Raw genomic sequence first — 26,853 nt, 5'->3', positions numbered from 1 at the left:
TTGCGAGGCGCGACAGACAGCGGCGGGGTTATTTCCCCGCCGTTTTTTGTTTGCCGGCGTCCGGCTCAAGCCCGAGCGTGCGGCCCGGGAAACCGGCGGCGTCGAAATAGCGCTGGCTGCCGACGCGCTGGAAGTTCAGCACGGTCGCCAGGCCGCCCTCTGCGGGCTTGGACTTCAGCGTGCCGGTATAGGCCTTCGGCACGATGCCGTTGGGCAGGGCCTCCGACATCACGCGGCCGACAAGGCCGCCGTTCTGCGGGCCGCGCAGGCCCATGAGCTGGGCGGCCGTCATGCCGACGTCGGCATTGCTGACCGGGATCTGGCTGACATAGCCGGCTTTGAAGTCCGGACCGATCGCGGCCATGAAGTTCATGGTGTCGCCGCGGCTGAAGCTGCCATGCATGCCCTGGCCCTGGCGCAGCACGGTGTCTGCGACCTGCACCGAGCAGTTGGTCGGCGCCTCACCGCAATCGCTGGCATAGGAGCGGAAATTGACGACGATCGCCGGCGTTGGCGTCGCCGACTTGCCGCGCAGATTGATGCTCGACAGCGGCAGGGTACCGGGGATGCGGCCGAGCGAGTCGTCCACGAACAGGCCGGAGACGTAATCCTGCTCGAGCAGCGCCTTGACGGTCTTGACCGCCAGCTTCTTGTCCTTGTTCGGCAGGTAGATCAGGTCCGAGCCGCCATTGGTGGCGATGACGAGGTCAGGCTTGGTCGGATCCTTGCCGAGCACGCCGTTGCCGGCCTTCGGATGGGCGTTGCCGGTGACGGCGGCGTTCTTGTCGTTGGGGTCGAACAGCGGCAGGTCGAGCGCCTTGGCGAGGTCGATCGCCAAAAAGCCCATCGGCAAAAAGTCCTTCGGCGTGTCGTCATAGCTGACCTTGGCCGAGGGGCTGGTCTTGCTCTCCTTGGAGATGGTCGAGAAGCCGTGGTCGGCCTGGATCATGATGTTGGTATTCGCGGCCAGCCCAAGCTCGTCGAGCGCCTTGCGGAGCTGGGCGAGGTTGTTGTCGGCGTTCTTGATGCTTGCCATCGTGCTCGGGCCGTTGATGCCCGGCTTGATCTGGTTGAGGCTGTCGCCCTGGTTGTGCTGGGTGCCGTCAGGGTCGCGCGACCAGAACACCAGCACGAACGGCTTGTTGCGCGCCTTGAACATCGGCAGCACGGCCTTGGCGGCGACGTCGGCGAAATAAGCCTGCTGCGCGACGTTGGCGACGACGGTGCCGGGCGTCTTGGCATCGCCCGCCTTGGAATTGTCGCCGCGCGGCGGCGTGGCGAGGGGCAGACCGGCCTTGGTCAGCGCGTCCTTCACCTCGTCCGACAGCGCCACGCCGTTCTTGCCGCCGGTGGAGTCGTCGAACACGACCGAATGCAGGCCGGCCTTTTCGGGCTTGTCAGTGTGGTCGAACTGGTAGGTTGGACCGACCTTGCCGATCGCCGCGGTGCTGAAGCCCTTGTCGCGGGCCATCTTCAGAATCGTCTCTTCGTTGAGATAGTCGCCCTTGAAATGCTCGTCGATGTCGCCGAGCACGGCGTCGTTCTCGATGAAGGGGACCACGGTGTCGCCGGCGGGGACGGACGTATAATTGGTCCAGATCGTGTTGGAGAACACGCCGGTGTCGCCGAGATAGTGGCCGGTCGACATCGCCGAGCCGTTGGCCATGGTGAAGGTCGGGAAGAGGGAGTGCGGGTTCTTGAAGTTGACGCCCTTGTCACGGACCTCGGCCATCGCCGGCGCGGTCTCCGGCGTCACCTTCAGCGCGCGCAGACCATCGGGGATGAAGAGGATCAGGTTGCGGGGTGTGTTGTTCTGGGCGGAGGCAAGTCCGGTGGACAAGACTGTCAGCCCGGCGGACAGCAACACCAGTGAACGGCGCATCGAAATCTCCTGCGGTGAGGCGGCAATGGCCGCGACCGCGGCCCCAGGCCATCGTTTAGTTTTGCTGCATGACAGTTTTGTTACAAGACCCAGGGAGCAAGCAGAAGTGACGGGGAGGTGACCAGGCACCCACGGATGGGGCGTTGTCGGGCACGAGATCACAGTTATTGCGCTCAGCCGCCTCGACGCCGTCACTGCGAGGGCACCGAAGCAATCCGGAATTCCTCCGTGGCAAAACCCTGGATTGCTTCGCTGTGTTCGCAATGACGGAGGAGGCGACTTCAAGCAAAATTGCCGCCGCCAATTCGACGAGCGCGATCAACTCCGATCAACGGGTCATGAGGACTACCCCGGAACGAAGTGTCTGAAATCAGCACAGAATCCCGGGCGACTTGCCGCACCAGGTACCCCGTTAATCCCGTGCCTTAACCAACAATTAATTATACGTTTGCGGGTGGGCGACGGCCCGGCCTAGCGTGCGGTGGGGAGCCGCCGAAGCCAAAACGAGTTGGTGCGTATCATGATGTCCAGATCATATGGGGCGCTCTTCGCCTCGCTCAGCGCAGCCGCGCTGCTCCTTTCTGCCAATGACGGTTTTGCCAGGCCCGGCGCCACCGCCACCGTCGCGCACGGGATGGCCGCCGCGCCTTCCGGCGCGATCGCGCGTCCGCAGATCGGTCCTGGCGCCCGGTTCCGCGGCCGCAACACGCCTTGGGTCTATTGGCCGGGCGGCGGCGGGTTCTACGACAACGCAGGCTATAACCAGCCTTTCGTCGATTCCGGGCAGCCGGCCTCCACCGACGTGCGTTACACCTATACGTACGACGTTCCCTGGGACTGGACCCATCGCTTCCCGCCGAATGTGGTGCCGTCCGACCGGCCCTATGTGCCGAGCTGCCCGACGGAGCAGGTGACGGTGCCCGGCCGCGGCGGCGGCGAGCACACCGTCAACATCATGCGCTGCTACTGAGCGGCGTCGTCCGCCCAGCTAGCCCAGTTCAAAACTGGTCACGCCGAAGACGCGGTCGATCCGCAGCGGCGGGATCGGCCCTGTGTACATCCGCGCCGTCTCGAACACCGGCTTGAGCCCGAGCGATTCCGCGAGCGCGATGGCCTCGCGATTGATCGCGGGGACGTCGAGGAAGACTTCGCCGCCGCCTGCGCTTGCCAGCAGGGCCTGCACGATCGCTTCCGCCGCTCCGCGGTCGTCGGCGACGAGCGGGCCGATCTTGTGGCCGGTCCGGCAGGGCCGGATCACCCCCCATGCCGCGAGCTCGCCGTCCCGCAGCAGAGCACCGCCGAGATGGCCTGATGTGTTGATCCAGGCGCGCAGGAAGGTGCTGCGCGCGGCCGGGAAGACGGTCGCGTCGTCGGCTTCAACGAGCGCGAACGGGACATTGTCGAGCGCGACGATTTCGGCGGGCGGATTCGGCGGCGCGGCGACGATGCCGCCGTAGCGGATATTGGCGTAGGCCAACTGGAAGCCGGACTTCTTGTAATTATCCTGCTGCGCGACGACGCCGTCGAGCCCGATCACGCGGGCGCCCGCATGCGCGATCGCGGCGTTCCAGATGCGCAGGCCGTGGCCCGCGCCGCGAAAGCCTGAGCGCACGATGTAGAAGCCGAGGAAGGCGAAGCGATCATCGTAATTGACGCAGGAGATTGTTGCGACCGGCTGGCCGTCGATCTCGCCGACGAAGAAGCCCTTCGCGTCCGGGATCGCGAAACAGGCGGCGTCGCCGAGGCCCGGATTCCAGCCCTCGGCTGCGGCCCAGTCGACGGCGATGGCGATCTCCTCCGGGCGCAAATTGCGGATCTGCAGATCGCTCATGACGGATGCCTTCGGCGGTGGACCTGGCGGCAGGTCCGGCGGTAGAAGGCCTCATGATAGGCCGGGCCCGGGGCTCGCCTCAACACAGGGATGATCGGTCATGGCAGCAGAGAAGGTCGCACTTGTCACGGCTGGCGGCAGCGGCATGGGGGCAGGGGCTGCGCGGCGGCTCGCGGCCGACGGCTTTCGCGTCGCGATCCTGTCGTCCTCCGGCAAGGGCGAGGCGCTGGCAGTCGAGCTCGGTGGCCTCGGCGTCACCGGCTCCAACAAGTCGAACGATGATCTGAAGCGGCTCGTCGACGGGGCGATGGCCAAATGGGGACGCATCGATGTGCTCGTCAACAGCGCCGGCCACGGGCCGCGCGCGGCGATCACGGAGATCACCGACGAGCAGTGGCACACCGGCCTCGACACCTATCTCCTCAACGTGATCCGGGCGACCCGGCTGGTGACGCCGGTGATGCAGGCGCAGAAGAGCGGCGCCATCATCAACATCTCAACCGCCTGGGCGTTCGAGCCGAGCGCGATGTTCCCGACCTCCGCGGTGTTCCGCGCGGGCCTCGCCGCCTTCACGAAGATCTTCACCGACACCCATGCCGCCGACAACATCCGCATGAACAACGTGCTGCCGGGCTGGATCGACAGCCTGCCGCAGACCGATGCGCGGCGCGACAGCGTGCCGATGAAGCGTTACGGCAAGGTCGAGGAGGTCGCGGCGACGGTGTCGTTCCTGGCGTCCGAGGGTGCCGCCTACATCACCGGCCAGAATATCCGCGTCGACGGCGGACTGACGCGCTCGGTGTGAGTCGGCGCGCGGCTTCGCTCCGCCATTCTGGTGCACTTGTCGTAACGCGACGCGCGGCCTGCGCGGTGCGCCGCTGCGGCGGGGCGACGCGTGGCGTTCGGGTCACACTCGTCACTGGTCTTGCGCGATAAGTCACGGACTACGTCACAGTCCATACGAACTGCGCCGCAGACCGAGACGGCGAGCGGTCCACTCCCTATCCCCAATCTGCGCCGGATGGCTCCCACCGGTGCGCAATTGAAACGCGAGCGTCGATCGCGTGGGGCATGGAGACTCGGAATGAACAAGTTTTTGCTGGCGGTCGCTTCAATTGTGCTCGGCACCGCATCCGCGCAGGCCGCCGATCTCGCCGCGCAATATACCAAGGCGCCGGTGATGGCGCCGGCCTACAACTGGACCGGCTTTTACGTCGGCGGCAATGTCGGCGGGCAGTGGGGCAACGCCGATCTGAACACCTCGACCATCTGGACGCCGGCCGGCTATTTCGCCGCCAGCAGCGTCCCCGCCATCAACACGGTCGGCGCCCAAGGCGTCAATAGCTCCAGCGTGACCGGCGGCTTCACCGCGGGCTATAACTGGCAGGTGAACCACGCCGTGCTCGGCCTCGAAGGCGACATCAACTATTTCGGTTTCAAGGGCAGCGCGACGGGCTCTGCGCTCTATCCCTGCTGCGCGCCGACAGGCTTTACCGTGTCGTCGCAGGTCTCGGCCGATTGGCTCGCCACCATCCGCGGTCGCATCGGCTTCCTCGCGGCTCCGACCTGGCTGCTGTACGCGACGGGCGGCGCGGCGATCTCCGAGGTGAAGGGCAATTTCAATTTCACCGACACGTTCTCAGCCGCGACCGAGTCGGCCGCGATCCGCGACACGCGCCTCGGCTGGACCGCGGGCGTCGGCACCGAATATGCCTTCGGCGGCGGCTGGTCGCTCAAGGCCGAATATCTCTACGTCGATCTCGGCCGCGCCAGCGCGACCAGTACCAATCTGGTCGGCGGCGTAACGCAATATCCGAGCAACGTCTACACCCACTCGGTCGATCTCAAGTCGAACATCGTGCGTGTCGGCGTGAACTACAAGTTCGGCGGACCGGTCGTCGCCAGGTACTGAGCATCCCGTTCCTGATCTGGCGCGGAAAGCCCCGGCTCTGCCGGGGCTTTCTGTTGCGAGGGACGGTTCAGTGCAAGGCGACGAGCTTCGCCAGCGCGGGCAGGATCTTGTAGCGAACGATCTCGTGCGGATATTCGCCGCGACTGGCGAGCAGGACGAAGCCGATCTGCCTGATAGGGACGAGGCCGAGATAGCCGGAGGCATTGTTGAGGCCGCCGGGCTTGTCGACGATGGTGGCGTCGGGGAGGTGGACCGTCTCCCATGCCATGCCTTGTCCGAACTTGTCATCGACGCGGAAGGTCTCGCGCTGCGTCATCCGCAGCGCCTCGCGCAAATGTGGATCGACCGAGCGGCCGTCGACGCAGGCCGCAACGAAGGTCGCGAGATCCCGCGCGGACGAAAACATCTGGCCGGCGCCGGGAAAGTCGAAATAGCTCTGCTGGTTGCCGGGTGGGCCGATCGCCATGCCCTGATCCGAATAGCCTTGCACGACGCGCTGCATCCACGCCGCGTCCATGACGGCGCGGTTGTCCTCGCCGCGCTCCGGCAGAGAGGTTGCATTCATGCCGATCGGCCGAAGGATGCGCTCTTCGAACAGGGTTGCGATCGGAGCGCCGTAGCAGCGCTCGAGCACGAGCTGAAGCAGCACGTAACAGGCATGGCTGTAGATGCGCTGCTTGCCGGGCGCTTCGCCGGCCTGCGGCTCCCAGGCATTGAACATGTCGATGAACTGCGCCTGCGAGAACGAGTCGTTCGGCCAGGGTGGATGGTCGGTCGACAGCAGCATGCCCGACGTGTGCGTGGCGAGCTGGCCGACGGTGACGCGGCGGACATAGTCTCCGGTGAGCTCGGGCAGATATTTCGGCAGGCGGTCGTCGAGCCGCAATTCACTCCGGAGCGAGCCCAGCGCCACCAGCGTCGCCTCGAACGGTTTGCGCAGCGAACCAAGGTTGAACAGCGTGTCCGGTGTGACCGGTCGTCGCGTGCCGTCGTCGGCGAAGCCGTAGTTGAAGAACTCGACATGGCGGCCGGCATAGAGCGCGGCGGCGAGGCCGCCCGGCTGGTCCGGCGTCGCGGTCGGCGCCAGCTCGTTGGCGACGATGTCGCGCATCTGCGCGATCATGTCGGAATCCGCGGATGCGCGGCGCGGCCAGGCCAACGCGAGGGGAACCAGCGCAGCCCGCGCGAGGGCCCGCCGGGTGAGGTATGATGAGGTGACAACAGACGGCACGGCTCTGACGCATGATGCGATGCGCCCCCTCTCTCTTCTAACGGCGAGGGCTGCGTGTCCCAATTCACGATTGCGCGTTGTGGGTTCCGTCGGTGGGGGCCTTGCGGAAAATTACTTAGCTTGTGAGCTAACAATTATTGACGCAGGGCGGTGGCGGGCCTATAGTTAGCTTCATGGCTAACCAATTATCCCAGCTCGACCAGATCTTCGCAGCCCTCGCTGATCCCACAAGGCGGGCGATCGTGATGCGGCTCTGCGCCGGCGAGGCGTCGGTCGGCGAGCTCGCCGATCCGTTCGAGATGGCGCTGCCGAGCTTCATGAAACACATCCATGTGCTGGAGACGAGCGGGCTCGTTCAGTCGGAGAAATCCGGCCGCGTACGCACCTGCCGTCTCAGCCCAGACGCGCTCGTCGGCGCGGAGGACTGGTTCCAGCAGCAGCGCGCGATCTGGGAGGCGCGGCTCGACCGGTTTGAGGCTTACGTCATGCAACTGAAGAAAGAGAAGGAGAGGGCGGCCGCCAAGCGACCGTCCCGCACAACCAAACGGAAAGGTTCTGAGTGATGACGAATTCTGCCAATCCCGCTCTGTCGCAATGGTCGATCGACCGCGAGATCGTGATGTCGCGCGTGATCGACGCGCCGCGCGATCTGGTGTTCGAGGCGTGGTCCGATCCAAAACATCTCCCGCAATGGTTCGGGCCGAAGGGCTTCAAGATCGAGACCTTCGAGATCGACGTGCGCGTCGGCGGCGTCTGGCGCTTCAACATGATCGGTCCTGACGGCACCGTCTATCCGAACCGCATGCGCTTCCGCCGCATCGAGCGGCCGTCGCTGATGGAGATGGATCACGGCGTCGACCAGGACGATGATCCCGGCATGTTCCGCTTCACCCTCACCTTTGCCGAGCAGAGCAACGGCAAGACCGTGCTGATGATGCGGCAACTGGCCTCGAGCACCGAGCAGCGCGATGGCATGATCGGCTTCGGTGCCGTCGAGTATGGCTACCAGACGATGGACAAGCTCGCGGCGTATGTTGCCGGGATGAAGAAATAGAGTCCCGCGTTATTCCGGGGGCCTCGAAGAGGCGCCCCGGAATAAGCTCGGAAACGCATGGGGAGAGCAGTCGCCTTCGCGAATATGACAGCGCGCAGCTCAATTATGACAGCGCCATAACGTAGATTTTTGTCGCGTCGTGCCGCCGATTTATGACAGAATTGCTACCACTAAATGTCATATCGGTTACGGCGGAGCGATTCATGTTGCAGTGGCAGGCGCGGTCAAATCCCCTCGCGTGGTGGTGGGGGTCCCTGACGCTTGTCAGTGCGGCCAACATCCTCGTCTGGTTCATGCTGTACCGCGAGTTCTATCCGACGGTTGCCGGCAGCGCCGGCGGCGGTTCGGATATCGGGCTGATGTTCCTGCTCTGCGCCGGCTATGTGTTCGGCTGCGCGTTCCGATCGTTTCTGCCGCGCGCCGACGTGCAGCGCATCTGCCTGTTCGACACCTGGCTCTCCAGCGTCTTCGTCGGCCGCACCGTCGCGACCGTGGCCGAGCTGTGCTTCGTCGCGCAATGGGCGATCATCCTGCATCAGCTGGGTCGCATGACGGGGGCGGAGACCGCGGTGAGCATCGCGCTGGTGATCGTGCCCATCATCATCATCGCGGAGTGCTTCTCCTGGTACGCGGTCGTCACCACGAACTTCCTTTACAACGCGATCGAGAACTCGCTGTGGGCGGTGACGTTTTTCCTCGCCGGCATCGCGCTGTGCCGCCTCATGCCGGAATTCCAGGGACCGGTGCGCTGGGCGCTGAGCGCCGGCATCATCGGCATCGCCTGCTTCCTCGCCTTCCTCGTCACCGTCGATGTGCCGATGTATCTCAGCCGCTGGCGGGCGGGGCATGAAGAGGGCAACAAGCTCCTCGGCTTCCTCGAAGGCCTGCATGACGTCGCGACGCGCTGGGTGGTGACCCACGACATCGCGCACTGGAAGGGCGAGCTGACCTGGATGTTCCTGTATTTCACCGCGGCGGTGTGGTCGAGCCTCGCGCTCTGCGCGCTCTACGCCATGGAAGGCTATCTCACGCGTTATCTGGCCTGAGCGACCGGGCTTCGCCGAGATCGGCCTGCGTCAGCAGGCCTTGCCGCAGCGCCAGCCGGACCAGCTCGATGTCGGAGCCGACGCCGAGCTTGTCCTTGATCAGCGAGTGCAGGTTCGCCACCGTCTTCGGGCTGACATGCAGCGTCTCGGCGATCTCCTCCGTCGTGTTCTCGGCGAGCAGCAGCCGCAACACCTCGAACTCGCGCGGCGTGAGGACGTCGGCGGCCGAGCTCTCGCCGCTGATACGGCTGAGCGCGAGCTCGTGGTCGATGTCGGGGCTGATGGCGATCTTGCCGGCGAGCACGTCCATCACGGCGCGCACCAGCGTCTCGGGCGGGCTGGTCTTGGTGACATAGCCCCGCGCGCCGGCGCGGATCGCCTGCACGGCGAAGCCGGCATTCTCGTGCATGGTAAAGACCAGGATCCGTGCCGCCTTGTCCCATTGCCTGATGCGCCTGACGGCCTCGATGCCGCCGATGCCGGGCATGCTCAGATCCATGATGACGAGGTCGGGCGCCTCGGATTTGAACAGACGGTACGCCTCGGCGCCGTCGGCGGCTTCGGCGACGACGCGAAGCCCGGGCTGCTTCTGGAGCACGGAGCGATAGCCTTCGCGGACGACGGAATGGTCGTCGACCAGTAGAATGGTCGCATCGGCCGCGCTCATGCCGCGCGCTCCAGTGGCTGCCGATCGAGGCCTGCAAGCGGAATGACCACGCGCAGCGCGGAGCCGCCGTTCGGCGCGGCCTCGAAGCTCAACTGGCCGCGCAAGGCCGCAACGCGCTCGCGCATGCCGAGCAGGCCCATTCCGGATTTTGCGACGGGATCGTTCGACCGTCCGTCGTCGTCGATCGCAAGTGCGATCTCGTCGGCACGCATCGCAAGCTCCAGGCTTACCCGCGTGGCGCCGGCATGCTTGGCGGCATTGGTGAGTGCCTCCTGCACGATACGGTACAGGCTCGCGCTGATCGTGGCGGGCAGGGTCGCGAACGCACCGTCGAAACGGATCGAAAACCGCGTCTGGCCGCGGCTGCGCCCGTTCCAGCCCGCAACCAGGCCTTCGAGGCTCGCCACGAGCCCGAGCTCCTCGACATCAGGCGGGCGCAGCCGGAACAGCGCGCCGCGCAGCGTCTCCATCATGCCCGTTGCGGTCCGCGCGATGCCGTCGCACTCGCCAAGCAGGGAGGGGCAGTCCTGTACGGCGGTCTGGCGGGCAGAGGAGGCGAGCGCGCGGATGGCGGCCAGCGACTGGCCGAACTCGTCATGCAGCTCGCGCGCGAGATGGCGGCGCTCCTCGTCCTGAAGTGCGATCAGTTTCCGCGTCAGCTCGCTGCGCTCGGCCAGCGCGGTGTCGAGGCTTTCGGCGAGATGATTGAAGACGTCGCGGATCGCCGACAGCTCGGCGAGATCGAACGGCGGCAGCCGCGTCGACAGGTCATTGGCGGCGATCCGCTCGAGGCCGGAGCGGATCATGCGGGTGGGGCGCAGCGCACGCGCCAGTGCGGCGTAGACCAGGACGCACAACAGTGGCAGTGCGATCGCAAGCGCGAGCATCAGGCGGCCGGCCTCGTGCCAGGCGTCGGCCGTCTGCACGGCCGGGTCGACCGAGACCACGGTCTCGCCGAGCTTCGTTCCGCGCACGATCACGGGCCGTGTCGCCTCGCGGCCGGGGTCGAACAAGCTGCGATAGAAGGCCGCGAAGACTTGCGGCGGCGGGTTCGCCGGGATCGGCGCGCCACTGCAGAATCGCTGGATGATGTCGCCGCTCACGCCGCGGAACGCCAGGCACAGGCCGGGCGTCATCACATAGGCCGAAACGGGGTCGAGGTTGGGAAAGTCCGAGCGCGGGCTCGCCACCCACTGGATCTTGCCCTGTTGCAGCTCCAGCGTCTTGGCCACGATGGCGGCGATGTCGTCGAGGCGCGCATGGGCCGCGCGGTCGGCGGTGATGAGGAAATAGGCGGAGATCGCGGCGAAGCACGCGGCCGATATGGCGGCCACGCGCAACGTCAGACGGACCTTGAGATCGAACCTCGGGCGGTTCCACATCGGCGGGCACCTGGCGCGAACGGAATTGTCACCCCAGCATTAAACGGCAGAACGCAAGCGGCGGAAAGCGCCGCGCTTACCGCGGTGCAACGTCGTGAAATTTTCCCGGCCTTGGTCGGGACCAGCGCAGCTGCATGACCTGAGGCTGCCGTCCAGATTGCGCCGCCGCTCCATCACACGAGGCCCGCATGCGCCGTATCAGCTTGATCCTCTCTGCTTTCCTCCTCTTCGTCCTCCCGGCGGCCTCTTCGCCTGCCGGCGCCGAGGATGCCATCGGCGTTGCCATGGACGATTTCAGCTACACCGATACGTCGGCCGAGCCGGCCAACCAGACCGCCGCCCATGAGCGGCGGCTGTCGGCGTTCATGGCCGCGCTCAGGCGGGATATCAGTGCGGACGGCCGCTACCGGCCGGTGCCGTCTGCCCAGGACGGCGCGGCATTCAAGGTCATCGGCGGCATCCAGAAGACCAGCACGCTGGTGCAATGGGCCAAGGTCGCCGTCATCGACGTCGGCGCCAAGAAGCTCGTGATGGACAAGCTCTACACCTTCCGCGGCGACAATGATGAATCATGGGAGCGTGCCGAGATTTTCGTGTCTCGCGAGGTCATGGCCGCGCTCGCCACGCCCGCGCCGGTCGCGCTGGCCGTGTTCGATTTCGAGCTCGAGGACACGACCGCCGCCTCGACTGGCACTTCAGCCACGTCGGATGCGTCATATCTGGCCGAGGTCACCGGCAGCGTGCGCGAGGCGCTGGGCCAATCCGGCCGCTACCGCATCGTTGATGCCGGCGGCGAGGCGGTCAAGGCGCGCGCCTTGCGGGATTGCGGCGGCTGCGAGGCGGCGATCGCGCAAAAGCTCGGCGCGGATCAGTCGTTGATCGGCGTGGTGCGGCGGGTCAGCCGCACCGAATACACGCTCGGCTTCCAGGTCCGCGATGCCAGGACCGGTGCGGTGCTGTCGCGTGGCGACAGCGGCCTGCGGATGGGCGCGGACTATTCGTGGAAACGGGGCGCGGTCCGGCTGGTCAGCGATAAGCTGATCGGGAGCCAGTAACCGCGATACTCGCCCTAGAACGTCAGCTGCACCTTCATCGACTGCGAGCGGTCACTGGCGAGTTCGAACGCGGCGACCGCGTTTTCGAACGGCATGGTGGCCGTGATCAGCGGTTTCACGTCGATCAGCCCTTCGCCCATCAGCCGCACCGCGAGCTCGAATTCGGGGTCGAAGCGGAAGGTGCCGCGGAGCTGCAATTCCTTGGCGACGATGGAGTTGATCGGCAGCGTCATCTCGCCGCCGAGACCGAGCTGCACCAGCGTCGCGCCGGGCCGAAGCACGTCGAGCGCGGTGCGAAGCGCGGCCTGGTTGCCGGAGGCCTCGAACAGGGTGTCAAACACGCCTTTGCCGGCGCGCCAGGGATCGAGCGCTGTGGCATCGGTCGCGACATTGATGGCGTGGGTGGCGCCGAGCTTCTTTGCGACCGCGAGCGGCGCGTCGGCGACATCGGTCACCACGATCTCGGACGCGCCGCCGAAGCGCGAGACCAGGATCATCAGCGCACCGATCGGCCCGCAACCCGTGATCAGCACGCGCTTGCCGAGGAGGGGGCCGGCCTGCTTGCCGGCATGCAGGCACACCGCGAGCGGCTCGGCGACCGCGGCCTCCGCCAGCGACAGCTTGTCGGAGATCGGCACGGCCTGCGTGGCATCGACCGTGATGAACTCGCGAAAGCCGCCTTGGACATGGGGGAAGCGCATCGCGCTGCCGAGGAAGCGCATGTCGAGGCACTGGTTGCGCATGCCTTCCTGGCAATGCAGGCACTGGCCGCACGGTCTGCTCGGATTGACGGCGACGCGCGTGCCCGGCTTCACATTGGTGACGCCGTCACCGACGGCCGCGACCACGCCCGCGATCTCATGGCCCAGCGCCATCGGCTGCTGGATGCGCACGACGCCGAAACCGCCGTGATGGTAGTAGTGCAGGTCGGAGCCGCAGATGCCGCCGTTCGCAATCTTGACGCGGACTTCGCCCGGGGCAGGGGCTGGATCGGGATAGCTGTCGATCCGCAGGTCTTTCGGGGCGTGGATGACGACGGCGCGCATGGTCTCGTTCCCTTGGCTTTCGCGATTACATCGCGGCGATCATGCCGCCATCGACATAGATGATCTGTCCGTTAACGTAAGTCGAAGCGTCCGACGCCAGGAAGATCGCGGCGCCCACCAGTTCGTCCGGCTTGCCCCAGCGCTTGCTGGGGATGCGGCCCATCAGCCAGTTGTTGAAGTCGGTGTTGTTGACCAGCGCCTCGTTCATGTCGGTCAGCATGTAGCCGGGGCCGATCGCATTGGCTTGGATGCCGTGCTGGGCCCATTCCACCGCCATCGAGCGGGTCAGGTTCTTGATGCCGCCCTTGGCCGCGGTGTAGGGCGCGATGGTGGGACGCGCGAGCTCGCTGCCGAGCGAACCGATATTGATGATCTTGCCACGCTTGCGCGGGATCATGCGCTTGCCGGCCTCGCGGCCGATCACGAAGGCGCTGGTGAGGTCAGTCTCGATCACCTTGCGCCATTCGTCGGTGGTGAACTCGACCAGCGGCTTGCGGTGCTGGATGCCGGCATTGTTGACGAGAATGTCGACCGCGAGCCCTTCGCGGTCGAAGCGCTCGAAGGCCGCGACGATCGCGGGCTCATCGGTAACGTTGAACGCGGCGCCCTCGGCCTGATGACCGGCGGCGCGAAACTCGGCGACGGCCTGCTCGACGCGCTTGGGGTCGACGCCGTTGATGATGATTTTGGCGCCGGCCTTGGCCATGCCCTCGGCAATGGCACGGCCGAGCCCGCGGGAGGAGCCGGTCACGAGCGCGGTGCGGCCGGAAAGGTCGAAGAGGGCGGTGCTCATCTCAAAAAATCCTCAGACGTTGGAGCGACGCACGGTCAGATCGGAGCGGTCGAATACGGCGGGCAGAAGGTCGACGCCGAGGCCGGGTCCTTCCATCGGATAGACAAAGCCGTCCTTGATCGTGGGCATGGTGGTGACGAGCTCATTGTACCAGCCCTTGTAGAAGGCGCGCACCGATTCCTGGATCAGCGTGTTGGGCTGGCTGAACGACATGTGGATGGCGGCGATGAAGCCGATCGGGCCGATGCAGTCATGCGGCGCAAACGGGCGGTGATAGGTCTCGGCCATCGCCGCGATCTTGCGACCCTCGGTGAGGCCACCGGTCCAGCAACCGTTCGAGAAGATCCGCAAGGCCGTCGGCGACAAGATGGGCATCGCGGTCGAGCATGTCCTTGTAGGGGAAGCGTGAGCCCAGCGTCTCGCTGGCGCAGACCCAGACATCGGTCGGAGCGGGCATATTCGGCCAGCGCCTGCGGCGAGTTCATCCGGATCGGGTCTTCGTACCAGGTCGGCTTGTAGGGCTCGAGTGCGCGCGCGATCTGCTTGGCGGTCGGCAGGTTCCACAGCGAGTGGAGCTCGACCATGATCTCCGATCGCCCGCTTCATCTGGGCTGCGGTGATGTAGAGGCCCTTGTTCTCCTGGGCCGCCGGATCGAACGGCCAGATCTTCATCGCGGAGATGCCGCTCTCCAGCAGGCTTTCGGCCAGCGCGTCGGCGTGGTGCATGAAGCCGTCGAGGTCTTCGTAGGGGCCTTTTGAGGCGCCGAGATTCCAGTTGGCGACGGGGCTGATATTGGTGGAGCGGACATATTGGGTGCCGGCGCAGGTATTGTAGATGCGCTGCTTGTCGCGGCAGAGGCCGCCGAGCATCTGGTGTACAGGCTGATTGCAGACCTTGCCGAACAGATCCCATAGCGCGATGTCGATTGCGGAGGCCGCGCGGTATTCGACGCCGGTCGAGGATTGCGCCATCGGCAGGTTCAGCATGTCGCGATGGATTGCCTCGATGTGCAGCGGATTGCGGCCGAGCAGGCGGCCGGCAAAGGTGTCGTGGATCTGCGCTTCGACCGCGCCCGCGCCATAGAAGGTTTCGCCGAGACCGATCATGCCCGTGTCGGTGTGAACGCGTACCCAGATGACGTTGGAAAATTCCTCGGTGCGCAGCGTCTCGATTGACGTGATCTTCACGGCAATAATCCTCCCATCACAGGCGCCTCGCGCCTGACGTCTCATTTCGCACTGCAGCATGTTGCAGGTCGCGCGAACGTCTTACGCTTGCTTGTAATATATCACAACATGTTTTAAGGGTCCCACAACTAAGGCGCCACCCAGCAATGAGAGCGCGGCTGACAGGAGGACGACATGGCACGGCGCAAGCGCGCGCTCGAGGTGGTGAGAAACGAGGACGACGGTGAGGGCAAGCCCTCCCGGCGCAACCGGCTCAACTTCTTCGAGCTGGCTTATCAGAGGATCGAAGAGCTGCTCGTCCACTGCGAGCTTAAGCCCGGACAATTCATGACGATGCTGGAATTGCAGCACATCACCGGCTTCGGGCGCACACCAGTGCATCACGCCGTCAATCGTCTCTCCGCCGACACGCTCATCATCATCCGTCCGCGCCACGGCCTGCACATCGCGCCGATCGATCTTGCGCGCGAGCGGATGCTGCTGGCCTTGCGCCGCGACATGGAGCGCTTTGTCGTGCGGCTCGCGGCCGATCGCGCCAGCCTGTCGCATCGCAATCAGGCGCTGCACATCGAGCGTCTGCTGCGCGAACGCCGCGCCACCCTGACCCTCGACGAATTCAACAGCATCGATCGCCGCATCGACGCGCTGGTGCTGGAAGCCGCCGGCGAGCCCTTCCTGGTGCACACGCTGCGGCCGTTACACACGCTGTACCGCCGCATCGGCTACATCCACCATCGCTTCATGCCGGGGCAGGCCGAACTGTCAGGCACGATCGATCGCCACCTCGCCATTCTCGTTGCGGTCGCCGGCCGCCATGTCGAGGACGCCGTGAAGGCGAGCGATGCGTTGATCGACTACATGGACCACATGTTCACGGGCATGGAGGCGGGGATCGATCCGCGCCTGCTCGATTGCAGCATCGAGCCGCTGCTCGGCACGTAAGAAAGTTTTGAAGAGAGGACCAAAGATGTTAACGACGGCGATGCCACAACCGACCGCGAGCGAAGCCGCGGTCCGCTACCTCATCACGAACTACAGTCCCAAGGGCAACAAGGTCGGCTGGCTGATGATGGCCTCGATCCTGGTCGAAGCCTGGGATCTCTATTCGATCGCCTTCGTGCTGATCTTCATCAAGGAGCAGTACAATCCCGATCCGCTGATGCTCGGTCTCGCTGCAGCCGGCACGCAGGGCGGCGCCCTGATCGGCGCGCTGCTCGGCGGCTGGCTCTCCGACAAGATCGGCCGCCGCGTCATGTTCCTGGTGACGATGGTGCTGTTCATCGTGCTCGCGCTGGCGCAGGCCTTCGTGCCGAACGTGACCTGGCTCATCGTGATCCGCTTCCTGCTCGGCATTCCGCTCGGCTCGGATATTTCGACGGCTACACCTACATCATGGAATCCATGGCCAAGGGTGAGCGCGAGGTCATGGGCAATCGCTGGCAATTCATGTTCGCCGTCGGTGAAGTTCTCACCATCGGTGTTATCGTGATCTTCCTGCTGATCGACATGCAGCACGAGATGCTGTGGCGCGTGACGCTCGGTCTCGGCGCGGTGCCGGCGCTGATCATCCTGATCATGCGTCACGACGTGCCGGAGACGGCGGTGTGGCTGGTGCAGAAGGGACGTTACCGCGAGGCCAAGAAGGTCGCGCGCGAGATGTTCAACGACAATCTCGACATGTTGCCGGACCAGGACGTAAAGGTGCCGAAGGTCAGCACACGTGCCTTCATCGCCGACCTCAGGAAGGACCCGATCCGCTGGCGCGCCACGATCTACGGCTGGATCGCCTGTTTCGCGCAAGGCAGCGAGTTCTCGACCTTTGCGTTCTATCTGCCGGTGCTGTTCGTGATGGTTGGCGTGTCGAGCGTGCTCGGCATTCAATCTGGTGACGATGGCGCTGTTTTCCTTCGCGGCTCTGTCCGGCTGGGTCGGTCCGCTGCTGACGCCCAAGATCGGCCACCGCGGCATCTCGATCGCCGGTTTCAGCATCGTGCTGGCCTCGCTGCTGGTCGCGGCCTTCGCGCTCTACACCGACAACAAGATCCTGCTGCCGTTCGCAGCGGCCGCCATGTTGTGGGGCCATTATTGGGACGCGTCGAACTGCATGACGATCCCGACCATGGTTGCGAAGCCCAAGTATCGCGGCACGGCCAGCGGCTTCGCCTACATGTTCGTGAAGTTGCCGTCGTTCCTGGCGATCTTCCTGTTCCCGACGGTGTTCGCGGCGATCGGCCAGGCGAATGCCACGCTGATGGTCGCGATCTTCCCGCTGATCGGATTGCTCGCCGCAATCTTCATCCTGCCGGAAGTCTACGGCTACGAGAACGACTAACGCGTTGCCCGATCGCGGCCTTGTGGCCGCGATCGGGCTTTTCCCGCTACGGGCTCAGGAAGACGGGATCGATGCCCGACCCATGGCCGAGCAGGCCGATCGCCTGAAGCTGGGCGCTGTGGAGGTCGATCTCCACGATCGCGAACAGGGTCAGCAGCACCACGACCGAGACGACGAGCAGGGGGTGATATGTCCCGCCACCTTGTTCCGGCGCGGTGAAGCTCCGAAACGAGCGACGCAGGGAAAAACTCTGCGGCAATGCCTTTGACTGAATCTGCATGATGGACCTCCGTGCCGCGCCGTAGCTGCGCGACGAGGTCAAGCATAGGTCCGGCTTTGCCGGCGACATTGATGCGCCGCAAATTGCGCGCGATTACCGGATCGCAGCCGCAAGTGCTGCGATCAAGGCGGGGGGCGTCACCAGCAGGCCCAGCTTGAGGAACGGCCAGGCGCCGACCTCGATTTTTTCGCGGCGAAGCGCAACCAGCCACAGGATGGTCGCGAGCGAACCGGTGATCGAGAAATTCGGTCCCAGGTCGACGCCGATCAGGATGGCGCTGACGACCGAGGTGGGCAGGTGATCGGCGGCCACGATCGACCCGGCGACGAGGCCGACCGGCAGGTTATTGGCAATATTGGTGGCGATGGCGGTGGCGATCCCAACGCTCCAGCCGGCCCCGGGTACGGACTGCGCGACGGCCTCGTGCAGAAGTGCGCTGAGATGGCCGATCACGCCAGTCTTCACCAGTGCTTCCACCATCACGAAAAGCCCGCCGACCAGCGGCAGCACGCTCCAGGACACGTGCTTCAGTACCGGCATGGGCGACTGACGGCTGAGCAGCAGGACGAGGCCGGTCGTCACGGCGCCGCAGATGAAGGTCGGCAGGCCAAGCTGCTTGTCGAGCGCGGAGGCCGTGATCAGCACGACGCCGATCGCAGCAATGCCGATCGCGGTCAGCTTGCCGCCGCGGCTGAGCACCTTGTGCGGCACGCGGCGCTCGATGACCTCCTGTTTCAGCGCGCGTTGCTGGGTGATGCGCAGTACGACATAGGTCAGCACGATCGAGGCGAGCGAGGGCAGGGCGAACTGACGCAGCCATTCGGTCAGATGCGGCATGCGCGAGCCGAACACCACGAGATTGGCGGGGTTCGAGATCGGCAGCACGAAACTTGCGGCGTTCGCGATGAAGGCGCAGACGAAGAGATAGGGCAGCGGCTTGGCGCCGGCCGCGCGCGTCGCAGCGTAGACGGCGGGTGTCAGCACGATCGCGGTGGCGTCATTGGAGAGCAGCACGGTGACGACGGTGCCGACGAGATAGATCAGCAGAAACAGCCGCTGAGGTGAGCCGGCTGCATATTCGACGGCGAGAGCGGCGAGATAGTCGAACAGGCCTTCGAGCCGGGCGAGCTCGGCGATCAGCATCATGCCGATCAGGAAGAGATAGACGTCGACGCCTTTCTCGATGCCCGTGAGCGCGTCCTGCCACGGCAGGAGGCCGAGCAGCACCAGGGCGCCGGCGCCGATCACGGCCCAGATCGCCTCGGGCAGGCGAAAAGGCCGGATGATGACGCCTGCGGTCGCGGCGACGATGATGCTCCAGGCCCAGATGGCGTCAGACGGCACGTTCAGTCCTTGAGGTTGGGTCGGTTCATTCGGCAGCGATAACCGATGCTGGAGCCGCTGTCTTCCCCTGTGCCTGCAAGGTGCCACGCCGGGTCTCGGGCAAGGCGAGGAGGCAGACGATGGCACCAATCGCGGCGACCGCGCCGAGCGTGATGAACGCCGCGCTGTAGCCGGCTCCGACCACGACGAGGCCCGCAAGCGTCGTCGATAGCGCCGCGCCAATGCTCTGGGCGGTGATGATGGCGCCCTGCGCGACGTTGAAACGGCCGGTGTTGCGCATGAGGTCGGCGACGATGACGGGAAAGATCGCGCCAAAGATGCCGGCGCCGACACCGTCCAGAAGCTGCACGCCGACCAGCCAGAACGGATTGTCGGAGAGCGTATAGAGCGCGCCGCGAATGGGCAGGATCAACAATGCGGCGAGGAAGAAGCGCTTGTGGCCCCAGCGGTCGGCCTTCGCGCCGACCAGCATCGCGAACGGCACCATCACTATTTGCGCTGCGACGATGCAGGCCGACATCAGGCTGGTGCCCATGTTCTTGTCCTGCAGCGCGAGTTTCTGCCCGACCAGCGGCAGCATGGCCGCGTTGGACAGGTGAAACAGCACGACGCAGACCGCGAAGACGAGGAGGGGGCGGCAGGTCAGGAGCACCGCGAGACCTGAGGGCTGTTCCGGCTGGTCACCGGTATCGGCGTCGTGCAGCCCGCGCGCGAGGTCGTGGTCGATGGCGCGGGCGGGGATCGCGAGAATGCTCACGAGGCTTGCGACCGCCATGGCAGCGAGAAGGTAGAACACCACGGTCGGACCGAACCAATAAGCGCTGAGCCCCGCGAGCCCGGCCGCGACCGCATTGCCGGCGTGATTAAAGGTCTCGTTGCGGCCGATCCGCCGGGTGAAGGCGGCATGACCGAAGATGCCCAGCGAGACGGCGGCGATCGCCGGCGGAAAGATCACTGCCGCGGCCTGCGCGATGCCTTGCGAGACCGCGACCGGCAGGAAGCTGGGAAACAGCGGCAGCGACAGTGACGCCAGCGTCACCATGATGGCGGCGATGACCATCGCCAGCCGCTTCGCCCGCGTCGCATCGACCAGTGCGCCGGCCGGCGTCTGCGCCACGATGCCGGCAATGGTCGCGATCGACATGACGAGGCCGATGCGCGCCTCGTCCCAGTGCTGCTCGGTGAGGAGATAGACGGCGAGATAGGGCCCAAGCCCGTCGCGGACGTCGGCGAGGAAGAAATTGGCCGCATCCAGAGCGCGGCCGGCGCGTCTCGTCTGGTTGGTGGGGTGATGGGAGGCCTGGCTCGACATCGGTCTCTCGATCGAGGCTGGGAAGCGACCGGCCAGAAACCGATCTCACGCCACCTTTGTTCCACTCTTCAAAACTTCACGGCCAGCAGCACCGCACCGGCGCCGATCATGGCGATGCCGAGCCAGCCCTGTGGGGTCGGACGCTCGCCGAGAAAGGTGAAGGCGAAAAGAGCCACCAGCACGACGCTGAGCTTGTCGATCGGCGCCACCAGCGTCGCCGGGCCAAGCTTCAGCGCACGGAAATAGCACAGCCAGGACGCGCCGGTCGCAAGCCCGGACAACACCAGGAACAGCCAGGTCTTCGACGAGACCGCCGACGGCACCGCGAACTGGCCGGTGAAGAACAGCAGCACCGAGAAGGCGAGCAGTACCACGATGGTGCGGATGAACGTCGCCAGATCCGGATTGATGTTCTCGACGCCGACCTTGGCGAAGATCGCGGTGAGTGCCGCAAAGCAGGCCGAGAGCAGCGCCCAGGTCTGCCAGGCCGAGAGGAGGGCGGGTTTCATCGGTTATCTCTCACCTTGCCGCCGCCAACTTTTCGGTGATCGCCTTGCGCAGGATACGCGACAGCGATTCCACGGAGTACGGCTTCTGGATCAACTCGAACCCGCGATGCGCGTTCTCGGCGAGGACGTTGCTGTAGCCGCTGGTGAGCACGACGGGCAGGCCCGGATAGCGCTCGCGGATGACGCCGGCGAGCTCGACGCCGTTCATGCCGGGCATGATGACGTCGGAGAAGACGAGGTCGACGGCGAATTCGTTCTCGCCGAGAATGCCGAGCGCCGCATTGGCGTTGGCGACCCGGCGGACGACATAGCCGAGATCTTCCAGCAGCTCGGTCGAGAACTGGCCGACGTCGTCATTGTCCTCGACCACGAGCACGCGATAGCCGCGCCCGGTGGTGGCGGCCTCGCTGGTCAGTGCCGCAGCGTCCTTCTCCGCGGCGGGACTGTGCGCCTGCGGCAGGTAGATGGTGAAGGTCGCACCTTCGCCGTGCGTGCTCGTCACTGCGATGTCGCCCTCGGACTGCTTTGCGAAGCCGAAGGCCTGGCTGAGGCCGAGGCCGGTGCCCTTGCCGACCTCCTTGGTGGTGAAGAACGGCTCGAAGATGGCGTCGATGTTTTCAGGGGCGATGCCGCTGCCGGTGTCCGCGACCGAGATCGCGACATAGTCGCCGCCGCGCGCCGACTGCGCACGCAGGCTCGGGATGCCCGCGACCTTGCGCACGGCGATGGTGAGTCGGCCTTCGCCATCCATGGCGTCGCGGGCGTTGATGGCGAGGTTGATCAGCGCGGTCTCGAACTGCGCGATGTCGGCCACCGTGAAGCAGTCGGCATCGTTCACCTCGACGGCGATCGCGATGCGGCCGCCGACCAGTGGCCGGACCAGTTGCGCCACGGCCTCGACCTGGCTGCCGACGTTGAAGATCTGCGGCTTCAGCGGCTGCCTGCGCGCAAAGGCCAAAAGCTGCGCGGTGAGCTTGGAGGCGCGCTCCACGGTGTCGGAGATGGCGTCGACATAGCGGCGGCGGCGTTCTTCCGGCAGTTCGCGGCGGCGCAGGAAGTCGGTCGCGGAGCGGATGATGGTGAGGAGATTGTTGAAGTCGTGGGCGACGCCGCCGGTGAGCTGGCCGATCGCCTCCATCTTCTGCGACTGGCGCAGCGCTTCCTCGCCGCGGCGGCGCTCGGTGATGTCGACGGCCTCGGGCACCGCACCAGTGATGTTGCCGTGGCGGTCGAGCACGGGACGCATGCCGAAGTCGAAATCGCGCTCCCCGATGGGCAGGCGCAGGCGCATCTCCAGCCGCACCGCTTCGCCTCTGAGCACGGTGTCGAAGGCCTTGCGCACGGTTTCGCTCATGCCATGGGTGCCGGTGAACCAGGGCGTGTCCCAGAACGGCTTGCCGATCACGTCCGCGGCGCTCGCCCCGATGCCGTCGAGCGCGGTCTTGTTGGCATAGAGCAATTCGCCCTCGAGGTTGACCAGGCCCTGATACTGGTTGCTGGTCTCCAGGATGGCGCGCAGCCGCGCCTCGTTGGATTCGAGCTGGGCGGTGCGTTCCACGATACGCTCTTCCAGCGTCTCGTTGAGTTGCCGCAGCTCGATCTCGGCCTGCTTGGCGACGGTGATGTCGTGGGCGACGCCGATGAAGCCGATATGCTTGCCGGTCGGGTCCCAGCGCGGCTGCGATTCCGAACGCAGCCAGCGCCATTCGCCGGATGCGTCCCTGTAGCGCGCCTCCAGCACGAACGGTTTCAGCGACGCTTCGCCCTGGACCGATTGCTGCAGCACCTGCGGCAGGTCGTCGGGATGCAGCACCTTGCGCCAGTCGAAGGCGATGGCTTGGTCGTAAGGCAGGCCGACGAAGTCGACATAGGCCTGGTTGGCGAAGGAGCGCGTGCGGTCGAGCTTCGTGACCCAGATCGGCACCGGCGCGCTGTCGGCGATCAGCCGGAAGCGCTCCTCGCTCTCGCGCAGCGTCTCGCGCGCGAGTGCCTGGGCGGTGATGTCGATATGGGCGCCGACGAGGCGAATGGCGCGGCCGTCACTGTCGCGCTCGAACTTGGCGACGACGCGGATCCAGCGGGTCTCGCCGTCGTTGGGGCGGATGATGCGGTATTCGGCGGTGTAGTCTTCGTTCGTCCCGGCCAGCGCATCGAGGAAGTGCTTGACCGCGGCGTCGCGATCCTCGGGATGGATGCGGTTGACCCAATCCTCATGCGACTCGTCGGTGGCATCCGCCGGCAGCCCGTGGAGCATCAGATATTCCGGCGAGCGGCGGTTCTTGAAGCCTTCGCGGAAGTCGACCTCGAGGCCGCCGACCTTGCCGATGCGCTGGATACGCGCCAGCTCTGCCTCGCGCTCCTGGAGCGCGTGATAGGCGTTGTCGCGCTCGCGCGCGATCTCTTCGAGGTGCTGGCGCAGCCCTTCGGCGGCGGTGGTATCGGGCAAGGGATCGTTCAAGGTGTCGGCCGTTGTGATGCAAGAGCGCACGTGCCGGGCCGATATTCCCACAGACAAAGCGTGATAGCCATTGCTGAAAAAAGAATAAGGACGGAAAGGGCCACCGATCGCAGGGGCGGGTATGAACGAACGCCGGGTCTGGCTATTTGTTCCCGAATGTTGGAACGATGAGCCCCCGCGCGCGTATTTGCGAGGCGTCGCAACTCTTAATCATAAGACTCCCTTCCCGAAGAGGCTAAATCTTGAAGCTCTTTGTCTGCCAGGACTGCGGCAACGTTCTCTATTTCGAGAACCGCGCCTGCGAACGCTGCGGCCACCGCGTCGCGTTCCTGCCGGAGAAGGAGACGATGTCGGCGATCGAGCCCGACGGCGAGGCCTGGATGACGCTCGCCGACAAGGGCAAGGGGCGGATGCTCTGCCGCAACGCCGAGTACGATGCGTGCAACTGGCTGACGGATGCGGGCGATACCACCGGCTATTGCCGCGCCTGCCGCCACAACGGCATCGTGCCCGATCTGTCCGATCCGGTTCAGCTCGCCGGCTGGCGCGAGTTGGAGGTGGCGAAACACCGGCTGTTCTATTCCCTGATCCGCTGGAAGCTGCCGCTCCAGACGCGGCAGGAAAATCCCGAACATGGGCTGATCTTCAATTTCCTCGCCGACGATCCGAACAGCGGCCAGAGGATCATGACCGGCCACGATAACGGCCTGATCACGATCGCGCTGACCGAGACCGACGAGATCGAGCGCGAGCGGCGCAGGCTCGAGATGGGCGAGCCCTACCGCACGCTGCTCGGGCATTTTCGCCACGAGGTCGGCCATTACTTCTGGGACGTGCTGGTGCGCGAGGGTGGCAGGCTGGAGCAATGCCGCGCCGTGTTCGGCGACGATTCCGCCGATTACGGCCAGGCCTTGCAGCTCCATTATGCCGAAGGCGCGCCGCCGGACTGGCAGCAGACCTACGTCTCGGCCTACGCCACCACGCATCCCTGGGAGGATTTCGCCGAGACCTGGGCGCACTACCTCCACATCGTCGACACCCTGGAGATGGCCTCGGAGTTTGGCATGGAGGTGCGCCCCAGGGTCGATCGCGACGGGGAGTTGACGGCACGCATCCGTTTCAACCCCTATGAGACGAGGGACGTCGAGGCGCTCGTCAACGCATGGCTGCCCTTCACCTTCGCCATCAACAGCGTCAACCGCGCCATGGGGCTGCGCGATCTCTATCCGTTCATCCTGTCGCCGGCGGTGGTCGGCAAGCTGGGCTTCATTCACGACTTGGTAAGGGACGTGGCCAAGGCCGCGAAGCCGTAGGTCCGCTCATGGGCTCACCGGGCCGATTTCGGTCTTGCGCTGGTACGCCAGAGGGCCGCGGATTTAGACCGTTGCCTCCGGCTGATTTTGATGTACCACGGGAGCCACAACGGCCCATCCGATAGGCCCCAACGGCCAGGGAAGGGTCCCGCCCAAGGTCGAGACTCAAGAAAAGCATGTTCAAACGCATCCTGATCGCCAATCGCGGCGAAATCGCCTGCCGGGTCATCAAGACCGCTCGCCGCATGGGAATTCAGACGGTTGCGGTCTATTCCGAGGCCGACCGCGATGCCCTCCATGTCGAGATGGCCGACGAGGCCGTTCTGATCGGCCCGCCCGCAGCCGCCGAGAGCTATCTGGTGATCGAGAAGATCGTGGAGGCCTGCCGCAAGACGGGCGCCGAGGCCGTGCATCCCGGCTACGGCTTCCTGTCCGAGCGCGAGGCCTTTCCGCGCGCGCTGGAGGCCGCCGGCATCGTCTTCATCGGCCCGAACCCGGGCGCGATCGCCGCGATGGGCGACAAGATCGAATCCAAGAAGGCCGCCGCGAAGGCCAAGGTCTCGACCGTGCCGGGCTATCTCGGCGTCATCGAGGACGACAAGCACGCGATGAAGATCGCCGACGAGATCGGCTATCCCGTGATGATCAAGGCCTCCGCCGGCGGTGGTGGCAAGGGCATGCGCATCGCGCATTCGAAGAGCGAGGTTGCCGAGGGCTTCAACCTTGCCAAGGCCGAGGCGAAAGCCTCGTTCGACGACGACCGCGTCTTCGTCGAAAAGTTCATCGTCGATCCCCGCCACATCGAGATCCAGGTGCTGGGCGACAAGCACGGCAACGTGATCTATCTCGGCGAGCGCGAATGCTCGATCCAGCGCCGCAACCAGAAGGTCATCGAGGAGGCGCCGTCGCCGCTGCTCGATGAGGCCACCCGCCGCAAGATGGGCGAGCAGGCCGTCGCGCTGGCCAAGGCGGTGAATTACGACTCCGCCGGCACCGTCGAATTCGTCGCAGGGCAGGACAAGAGCTTCTTCTTCCTGGAGATGAACACGCGCCTTCAGGTCGAGCATCCCGTCACCGAGCTCGTCACCGGCATCGACCTCGTCGAGCAAATGCTCCGCGTCGCCGCCGGCGAGAAGCTGGCGATCAGCCAGAAGGACGTGACGCTCACCGGCTGGGCGGTGGAATCCCGCCTCTATGCCGAGGACCCGTTCCGCAACTTCCTGCCCTCGATCGGGCGCCTCGTGAAGTATCGCCCGCCGGCCGAAGCCAGCCAGGACGGCATCACCGTGCGCAACGACACGGGCGTGCAGGAGGGCGGCGAGATCTCGATCTATTACGATCCGATGATCGCCAAGCTCGTCACGCATGCGCCGTCGCGCGCGGCTGCGATCGAGGCGCAGGCCACCGCGTTGGATTCGTTCTATGTCGAGGGTATCAGGCACAACATCCCGTTCCTGTCGGCGCTGATGCACCATCCGCGCTGGCGCGAGGGACGGCTCTCGACCGGTTTCATCGCCGAGGAATTCCCCAAGGGCTTTGCCGTGCGCGTGCCCGAAGGCGAGGTCGCGCGGCGGATCGCTGCGGTCGGCGCCGCCATCGACCACGTGTTAGGGGAGCGCAAGCGGCAGATCTCGGGCCAGATGGGCGGCCGCATCGTGCAGCGCGAGCGTCGCCGCGCGGTCTGGCTCGACCGGCAGGAGATTCTGCTCGAGGTCGGACGCGAGGGCGAGGCGATCGCGATCCGCTTCGTCGATGCCGAAGGCAAGGCCGGCAACGCGCATCTGCTGCAGTCGCCGTGGAAGCCGGGCGATCCGGTCTGGCAGGGCACCATCGACGGCCATTTCGTCGCGGTGCAGGCGCGCCCGATCGCCAACGGCATCCGTCTGGCGCATCAGGGCGTCGAGGTGCCGGTCTATGTCTGGACCGAGGCGGAAGCAGCCTCGGCGCGGCTGATGCCGGTGACCACGGCCTCCGACAGCGGCAAGAAGCTGCTCTGCCCGATGCCGGGCCTTGTGGTCTCGATCGCGGTGACCGAAGGGCAGGAGATCAAGGTCGGCGAGACGCTCGCGGTGATCGAAGCCATGAAGATGCAGAATGAGCTCCGTGCCGAGCAGGACGGTACGGTGAAGAAGATCCACGCCAGCGCGGGCGCGACGCTCGCGGTGGACGCGCTGATTCTGGAGTTTGCGTAAAGCAAGTGAGTGGGGCCCTCACTGGC

22 protein-coding genes and 2 pseudogenes are annotated in these 26,853 nt (G+C 65.5%); 11 read left to right on the top strand and 13 right to left on the bottom strand.

What is annotated here, in order from left to right; all coding sequences use genetic code 11:
- Positions 1 to 28: 28 nt before the first annotated feature.
- Positions 29 to 1,882, bottom strand: a complete 1,854-nt coding sequence (locus J4G43_RS31850) for an alkaline phosphatase family protein (protein WP_063982655.1) — start codon at positions 1,880 to 1,882, stop codon at positions 29 to 31.
- 520 nt (positions 1,883 to 2,402) lie between these two features.
- Here J4G43_RS31850 and J4G43_RS31845 point away from each other — a divergent pair.
- On the top strand, positions 2,403 to 2,852 hold the full coding sequence (locus J4G43_RS31845) for a hypothetical protein (protein WP_208087394.1): 450 nt from the start codon (positions 2,403 to 2,405) through the stop codon (positions 2,850 to 2,852).
- Positions 2,853 to 2,870: 18 nt separating this feature from the next.
- On the opposite strand, the gene J4G43_RS31840 is transcribed toward J4G43_RS31845, so the two are convergent.
- Complete coding sequence (locus J4G43_RS31840; RefSeq protein WP_208087393.1) at positions 2,871 to 3,713, bottom strand: GNAT family N-acetyltransferase; 843 nt, start codon at positions 3,711 to 3,713, stop codon at positions 2,871 to 2,873.
- A 100-nt stretch (positions 3,714 to 3,813) separates the two neighbouring features.
- On the opposite strand from J4G43_RS31840, the gene J4G43_RS31835 reads away from it, so the two are divergent.
- The gene (locus tag J4G43_RS31835; RefSeq protein ID WP_208087392.1) at positions 3,814 to 4,518 is read left to right on the top strand and encodes an SDR family oxidoreductase; all 705 of its coding nucleotides are present in this window, start codon (positions 3,814 to 3,816) and stop codon (positions 4,516 to 4,518) included.
- A 279-nt stretch (positions 4,519 to 4,797) separates the two neighbouring features.
- On the top strand, positions 4,798 to 5,625 hold the full coding sequence (locus J4G43_RS31830; protein ID WP_208087391.1) for an outer membrane protein: 828 nt from the start codon (positions 4,798 to 4,800) through the stop codon (positions 5,623 to 5,625).
- Positions 5,626 to 5,692: 67 nt separating this feature from the next.
- Here J4G43_RS31830 and J4G43_RS31825 read toward each other — a convergent pair whose 3' ends face one another.
- The gene (locus J4G43_RS31825) at positions 5,693 to 6,748 is read right to left on the bottom strand and encodes a serine hydrolase (RefSeq protein WP_208087390.1); all 1,056 of its coding nucleotides are present in this window, start codon (positions 6,746 to 6,748) and stop codon (positions 5,693 to 5,695) included.
- A 281-nt stretch (positions 6,749 to 7,029) separates the two neighbouring features.
- On the opposite strand from J4G43_RS31825, the gene J4G43_RS31820 reads away from it, so the two are divergent.
- From J4G43_RS31820 to J4G43_RS31810, 3 genes are all read left to right on the top strand, one after another.
- On the top strand, positions 7,030 to 7,419 hold the full coding sequence (locus J4G43_RS31820) for an ArsR/SmtB family transcription factor (protein WP_166097165.1): 390 nt from the start codon (positions 7,030 to 7,032) through the stop codon (positions 7,417 to 7,419).
- Complete coding sequence (locus J4G43_RS31815; RefSeq protein WP_208089467.1) at positions 7,419 to 7,910, top strand: SRPBCC family protein; 492 nt, start codon at positions 7,419 to 7,421, stop codon at positions 7,908 to 7,910. Before J4G43_RS31820 ends, J4G43_RS31815 begins: the two co-directional genes overlap by 1 nt.
- A gap of 203 nt (positions 7,911 to 8,113) precedes the next feature.
- Positions 8,114 to 8,956, top strand: coding sequence for a hypothetical protein (locus tag J4G43_RS31810; protein ID WP_208087389.1), 843 nt, complete (start codon positions 8,114 to 8,116; stop codon positions 8,954 to 8,956).
- Here J4G43_RS31810 and J4G43_RS31805 read toward each other — a convergent pair.
- Positions 8,937 to 9,623 carry a response regulator gene (locus J4G43_RS31805; protein WP_063982664.1) on the bottom strand — a complete coding sequence of 229 codons (687 nt, stop codon included), beginning with the start codon at positions 9,621 to 9,623 and terminating at the stop codon, positions 8,937 to 8,939. The genes J4G43_RS31810 and J4G43_RS31805 overlap by 20 nt on opposite strands.
- Positions 9,620 to 11,005 (bottom strand): HAMP domain-containing sensor histidine kinase, encoded by a 1,386-nt coding sequence (locus tag J4G43_RS31800; protein WP_208087388.1) that lies wholly within the window; start codon positions 11,003 to 11,005, stop codon positions 9,620 to 9,622. Before J4G43_RS31800 ends, J4G43_RS31805 begins: the two co-directional genes overlap by 4 nt.
- Before the next feature lie 188 nt (positions 11,006 to 11,193).
- Here J4G43_RS31800 and J4G43_RS31795 point away from each other — a divergent pair, with 188 nt between their 5' ends.
- A complete protein-coding gene (locus J4G43_RS31795; RefSeq protein WP_208087387.1) occupies positions 11,194 to 12,060 on the top strand; it encodes a DUF3280 domain-containing protein in 867 nt (288 codons plus the stop codon).
- Positions 12,061 to 12,074: 14 nt separating this feature from the next.
- Here the strand turns inward: J4G43_RS31795 and J4G43_RS31790 are convergent, their stop codons facing one another.
- The 3 genes and pseudogenes from J4G43_RS31790 to J4G43_RS31780 all read right to left on the bottom strand — a co-directional run bounded on the left by J4G43_RS31790 (position 12,075) and on the right by J4G43_RS31780 (position 15,087).
- Positions 12,075 to 13,106 (bottom strand): L-idonate 5-dehydrogenase, encoded by a 1,032-nt coding sequence (locus tag J4G43_RS31790; RefSeq protein ID WP_208087386.1) that lies wholly within the window; start codon positions 13,104 to 13,106, stop codon positions 12,075 to 12,077.
- Positions 13,107 to 13,131: 25 nt separating this feature from the next.
- Positions 13,132 to 13,899: an SDR family oxidoreductase gene (locus J4G43_RS31785; RefSeq protein WP_208087385.1), complete on the bottom strand. Its 768-nt coding sequence runs from the start codon at positions 13,897 to 13,899 to the stop codon at positions 13,132 to 13,134.
- 12 nt (positions 13,900 to 13,911) lie between these two features.
- Positions 13,912 to 15,087: pseudogene (locus J4G43_RS31780) on the bottom strand (mandelate racemase/muconate lactonizing enzyme family protein).
- Between the two features lie 174 nt (positions 15,088 to 15,261).
- Here J4G43_RS31780 and J4G43_RS31775 point away from each other — a divergent pair.
- Positions 15,262 to 16,029, top strand: coding sequence for a GntR family transcriptional regulator (locus J4G43_RS31775; protein ID WP_028152288.1), 768 nt, complete (start codon positions 15,262 to 15,264; stop codon positions 16,027 to 16,029).
- A gap of 25 nt (positions 16,030 to 16,054) precedes the next feature.
- Positions 16,055 to 17,419, top strand: a pseudogene (locus J4G43_RS55670) (MFS transporter).
- A 46-nt stretch (positions 17,420 to 17,465) separates the two neighbouring features.
- Here the strand turns inward: J4G43_RS55670 and J4G43_RS31760 are convergent.
- The 5 genes from J4G43_RS31760 to J4G43_RS31740 form a co-directional block, all read right to left on the bottom strand.
- On the bottom strand, positions 17,466 to 17,699 hold the full coding sequence (locus tag J4G43_RS31760; RefSeq protein ID WP_208087384.1) for a hypothetical protein: 234 nt from the start codon (positions 17,697 to 17,699) through the stop codon (positions 17,466 to 17,468).
- Between the two features lie 93 nt (positions 17,700 to 17,792).
- The gene (locus J4G43_RS31755) at positions 17,793 to 19,043 is read right to left on the bottom strand and encodes an arsenic transporter (protein WP_208087383.1); all 1,251 of its coding nucleotides are present in this window, start codon (positions 19,041 to 19,043) and stop codon (positions 17,793 to 17,795) included.
- A gap of 25 nt (positions 19,044 to 19,068) precedes the next feature.
- Positions 19,069 to 20,355: an MFS transporter gene (locus J4G43_RS31750; RefSeq protein ID WP_208087382.1), complete on the bottom strand. Its 1,287-nt coding sequence runs from the start codon at positions 20,353 to 20,355 to the stop codon at positions 19,069 to 19,071.
- A 68-nt stretch (positions 20,356 to 20,423) separates the two neighbouring features.
- The gene (locus tag J4G43_RS31745; RefSeq protein ID WP_208087381.1) at positions 20,424 to 20,864 is read right to left on the bottom strand and encodes an EamA family transporter; all 441 of its coding nucleotides are present in this window, start codon (positions 20,862 to 20,864) and stop codon (positions 20,424 to 20,426) included.
- A 10-nt stretch (positions 20,865 to 20,874) separates the two neighbouring features.
- Entirely contained in the window at positions 20,875 to 23,352 is a 2,478-nt protein-coding gene (locus J4G43_RS31740; RefSeq protein WP_208087380.1) for a PAS domain S-box protein, read from the bottom strand.
- 212 nt (positions 23,353 to 23,564) lie between these two features.
- Between J4G43_RS31740 and J4G43_RS31735 the strand changes: the two genes are divergently transcribed.
- The gene (locus J4G43_RS31735; protein WP_208087379.1) at positions 23,565 to 24,635 is read left to right on the top strand and encodes a zinc-binding metallopeptidase family protein; all 1,071 of its coding nucleotides are present in this window, start codon (positions 23,565 to 23,567) and stop codon (positions 24,633 to 24,635) included.
- A gap of 176 nt (positions 24,636 to 24,811) precedes the next feature.
- Complete coding sequence (locus tag J4G43_RS31730; RefSeq protein ID WP_208087378.1) at positions 24,812 to 26,827, top strand: acetyl-CoA carboxylase biotin carboxylase subunit; 2,016 nt, start codon at positions 24,812 to 24,814, stop codon at positions 26,825 to 26,827.
- The last annotated feature ends 26 nt before the right edge of the window (positions 26,828 to 26,853 follow it).

This window comes from Bradyrhizobium barranii subsp. barranii (genome assembly GCF_017565645.3).
Taxonomy (GTDB): domain Bacteria; phylum Pseudomonadota; class Alphaproteobacteria; order Rhizobiales; family Xanthobacteraceae; genus Bradyrhizobium; species Bradyrhizobium barranii.
This window is presented reverse-complemented; position numbering and strand designations above follow the sequence as displayed.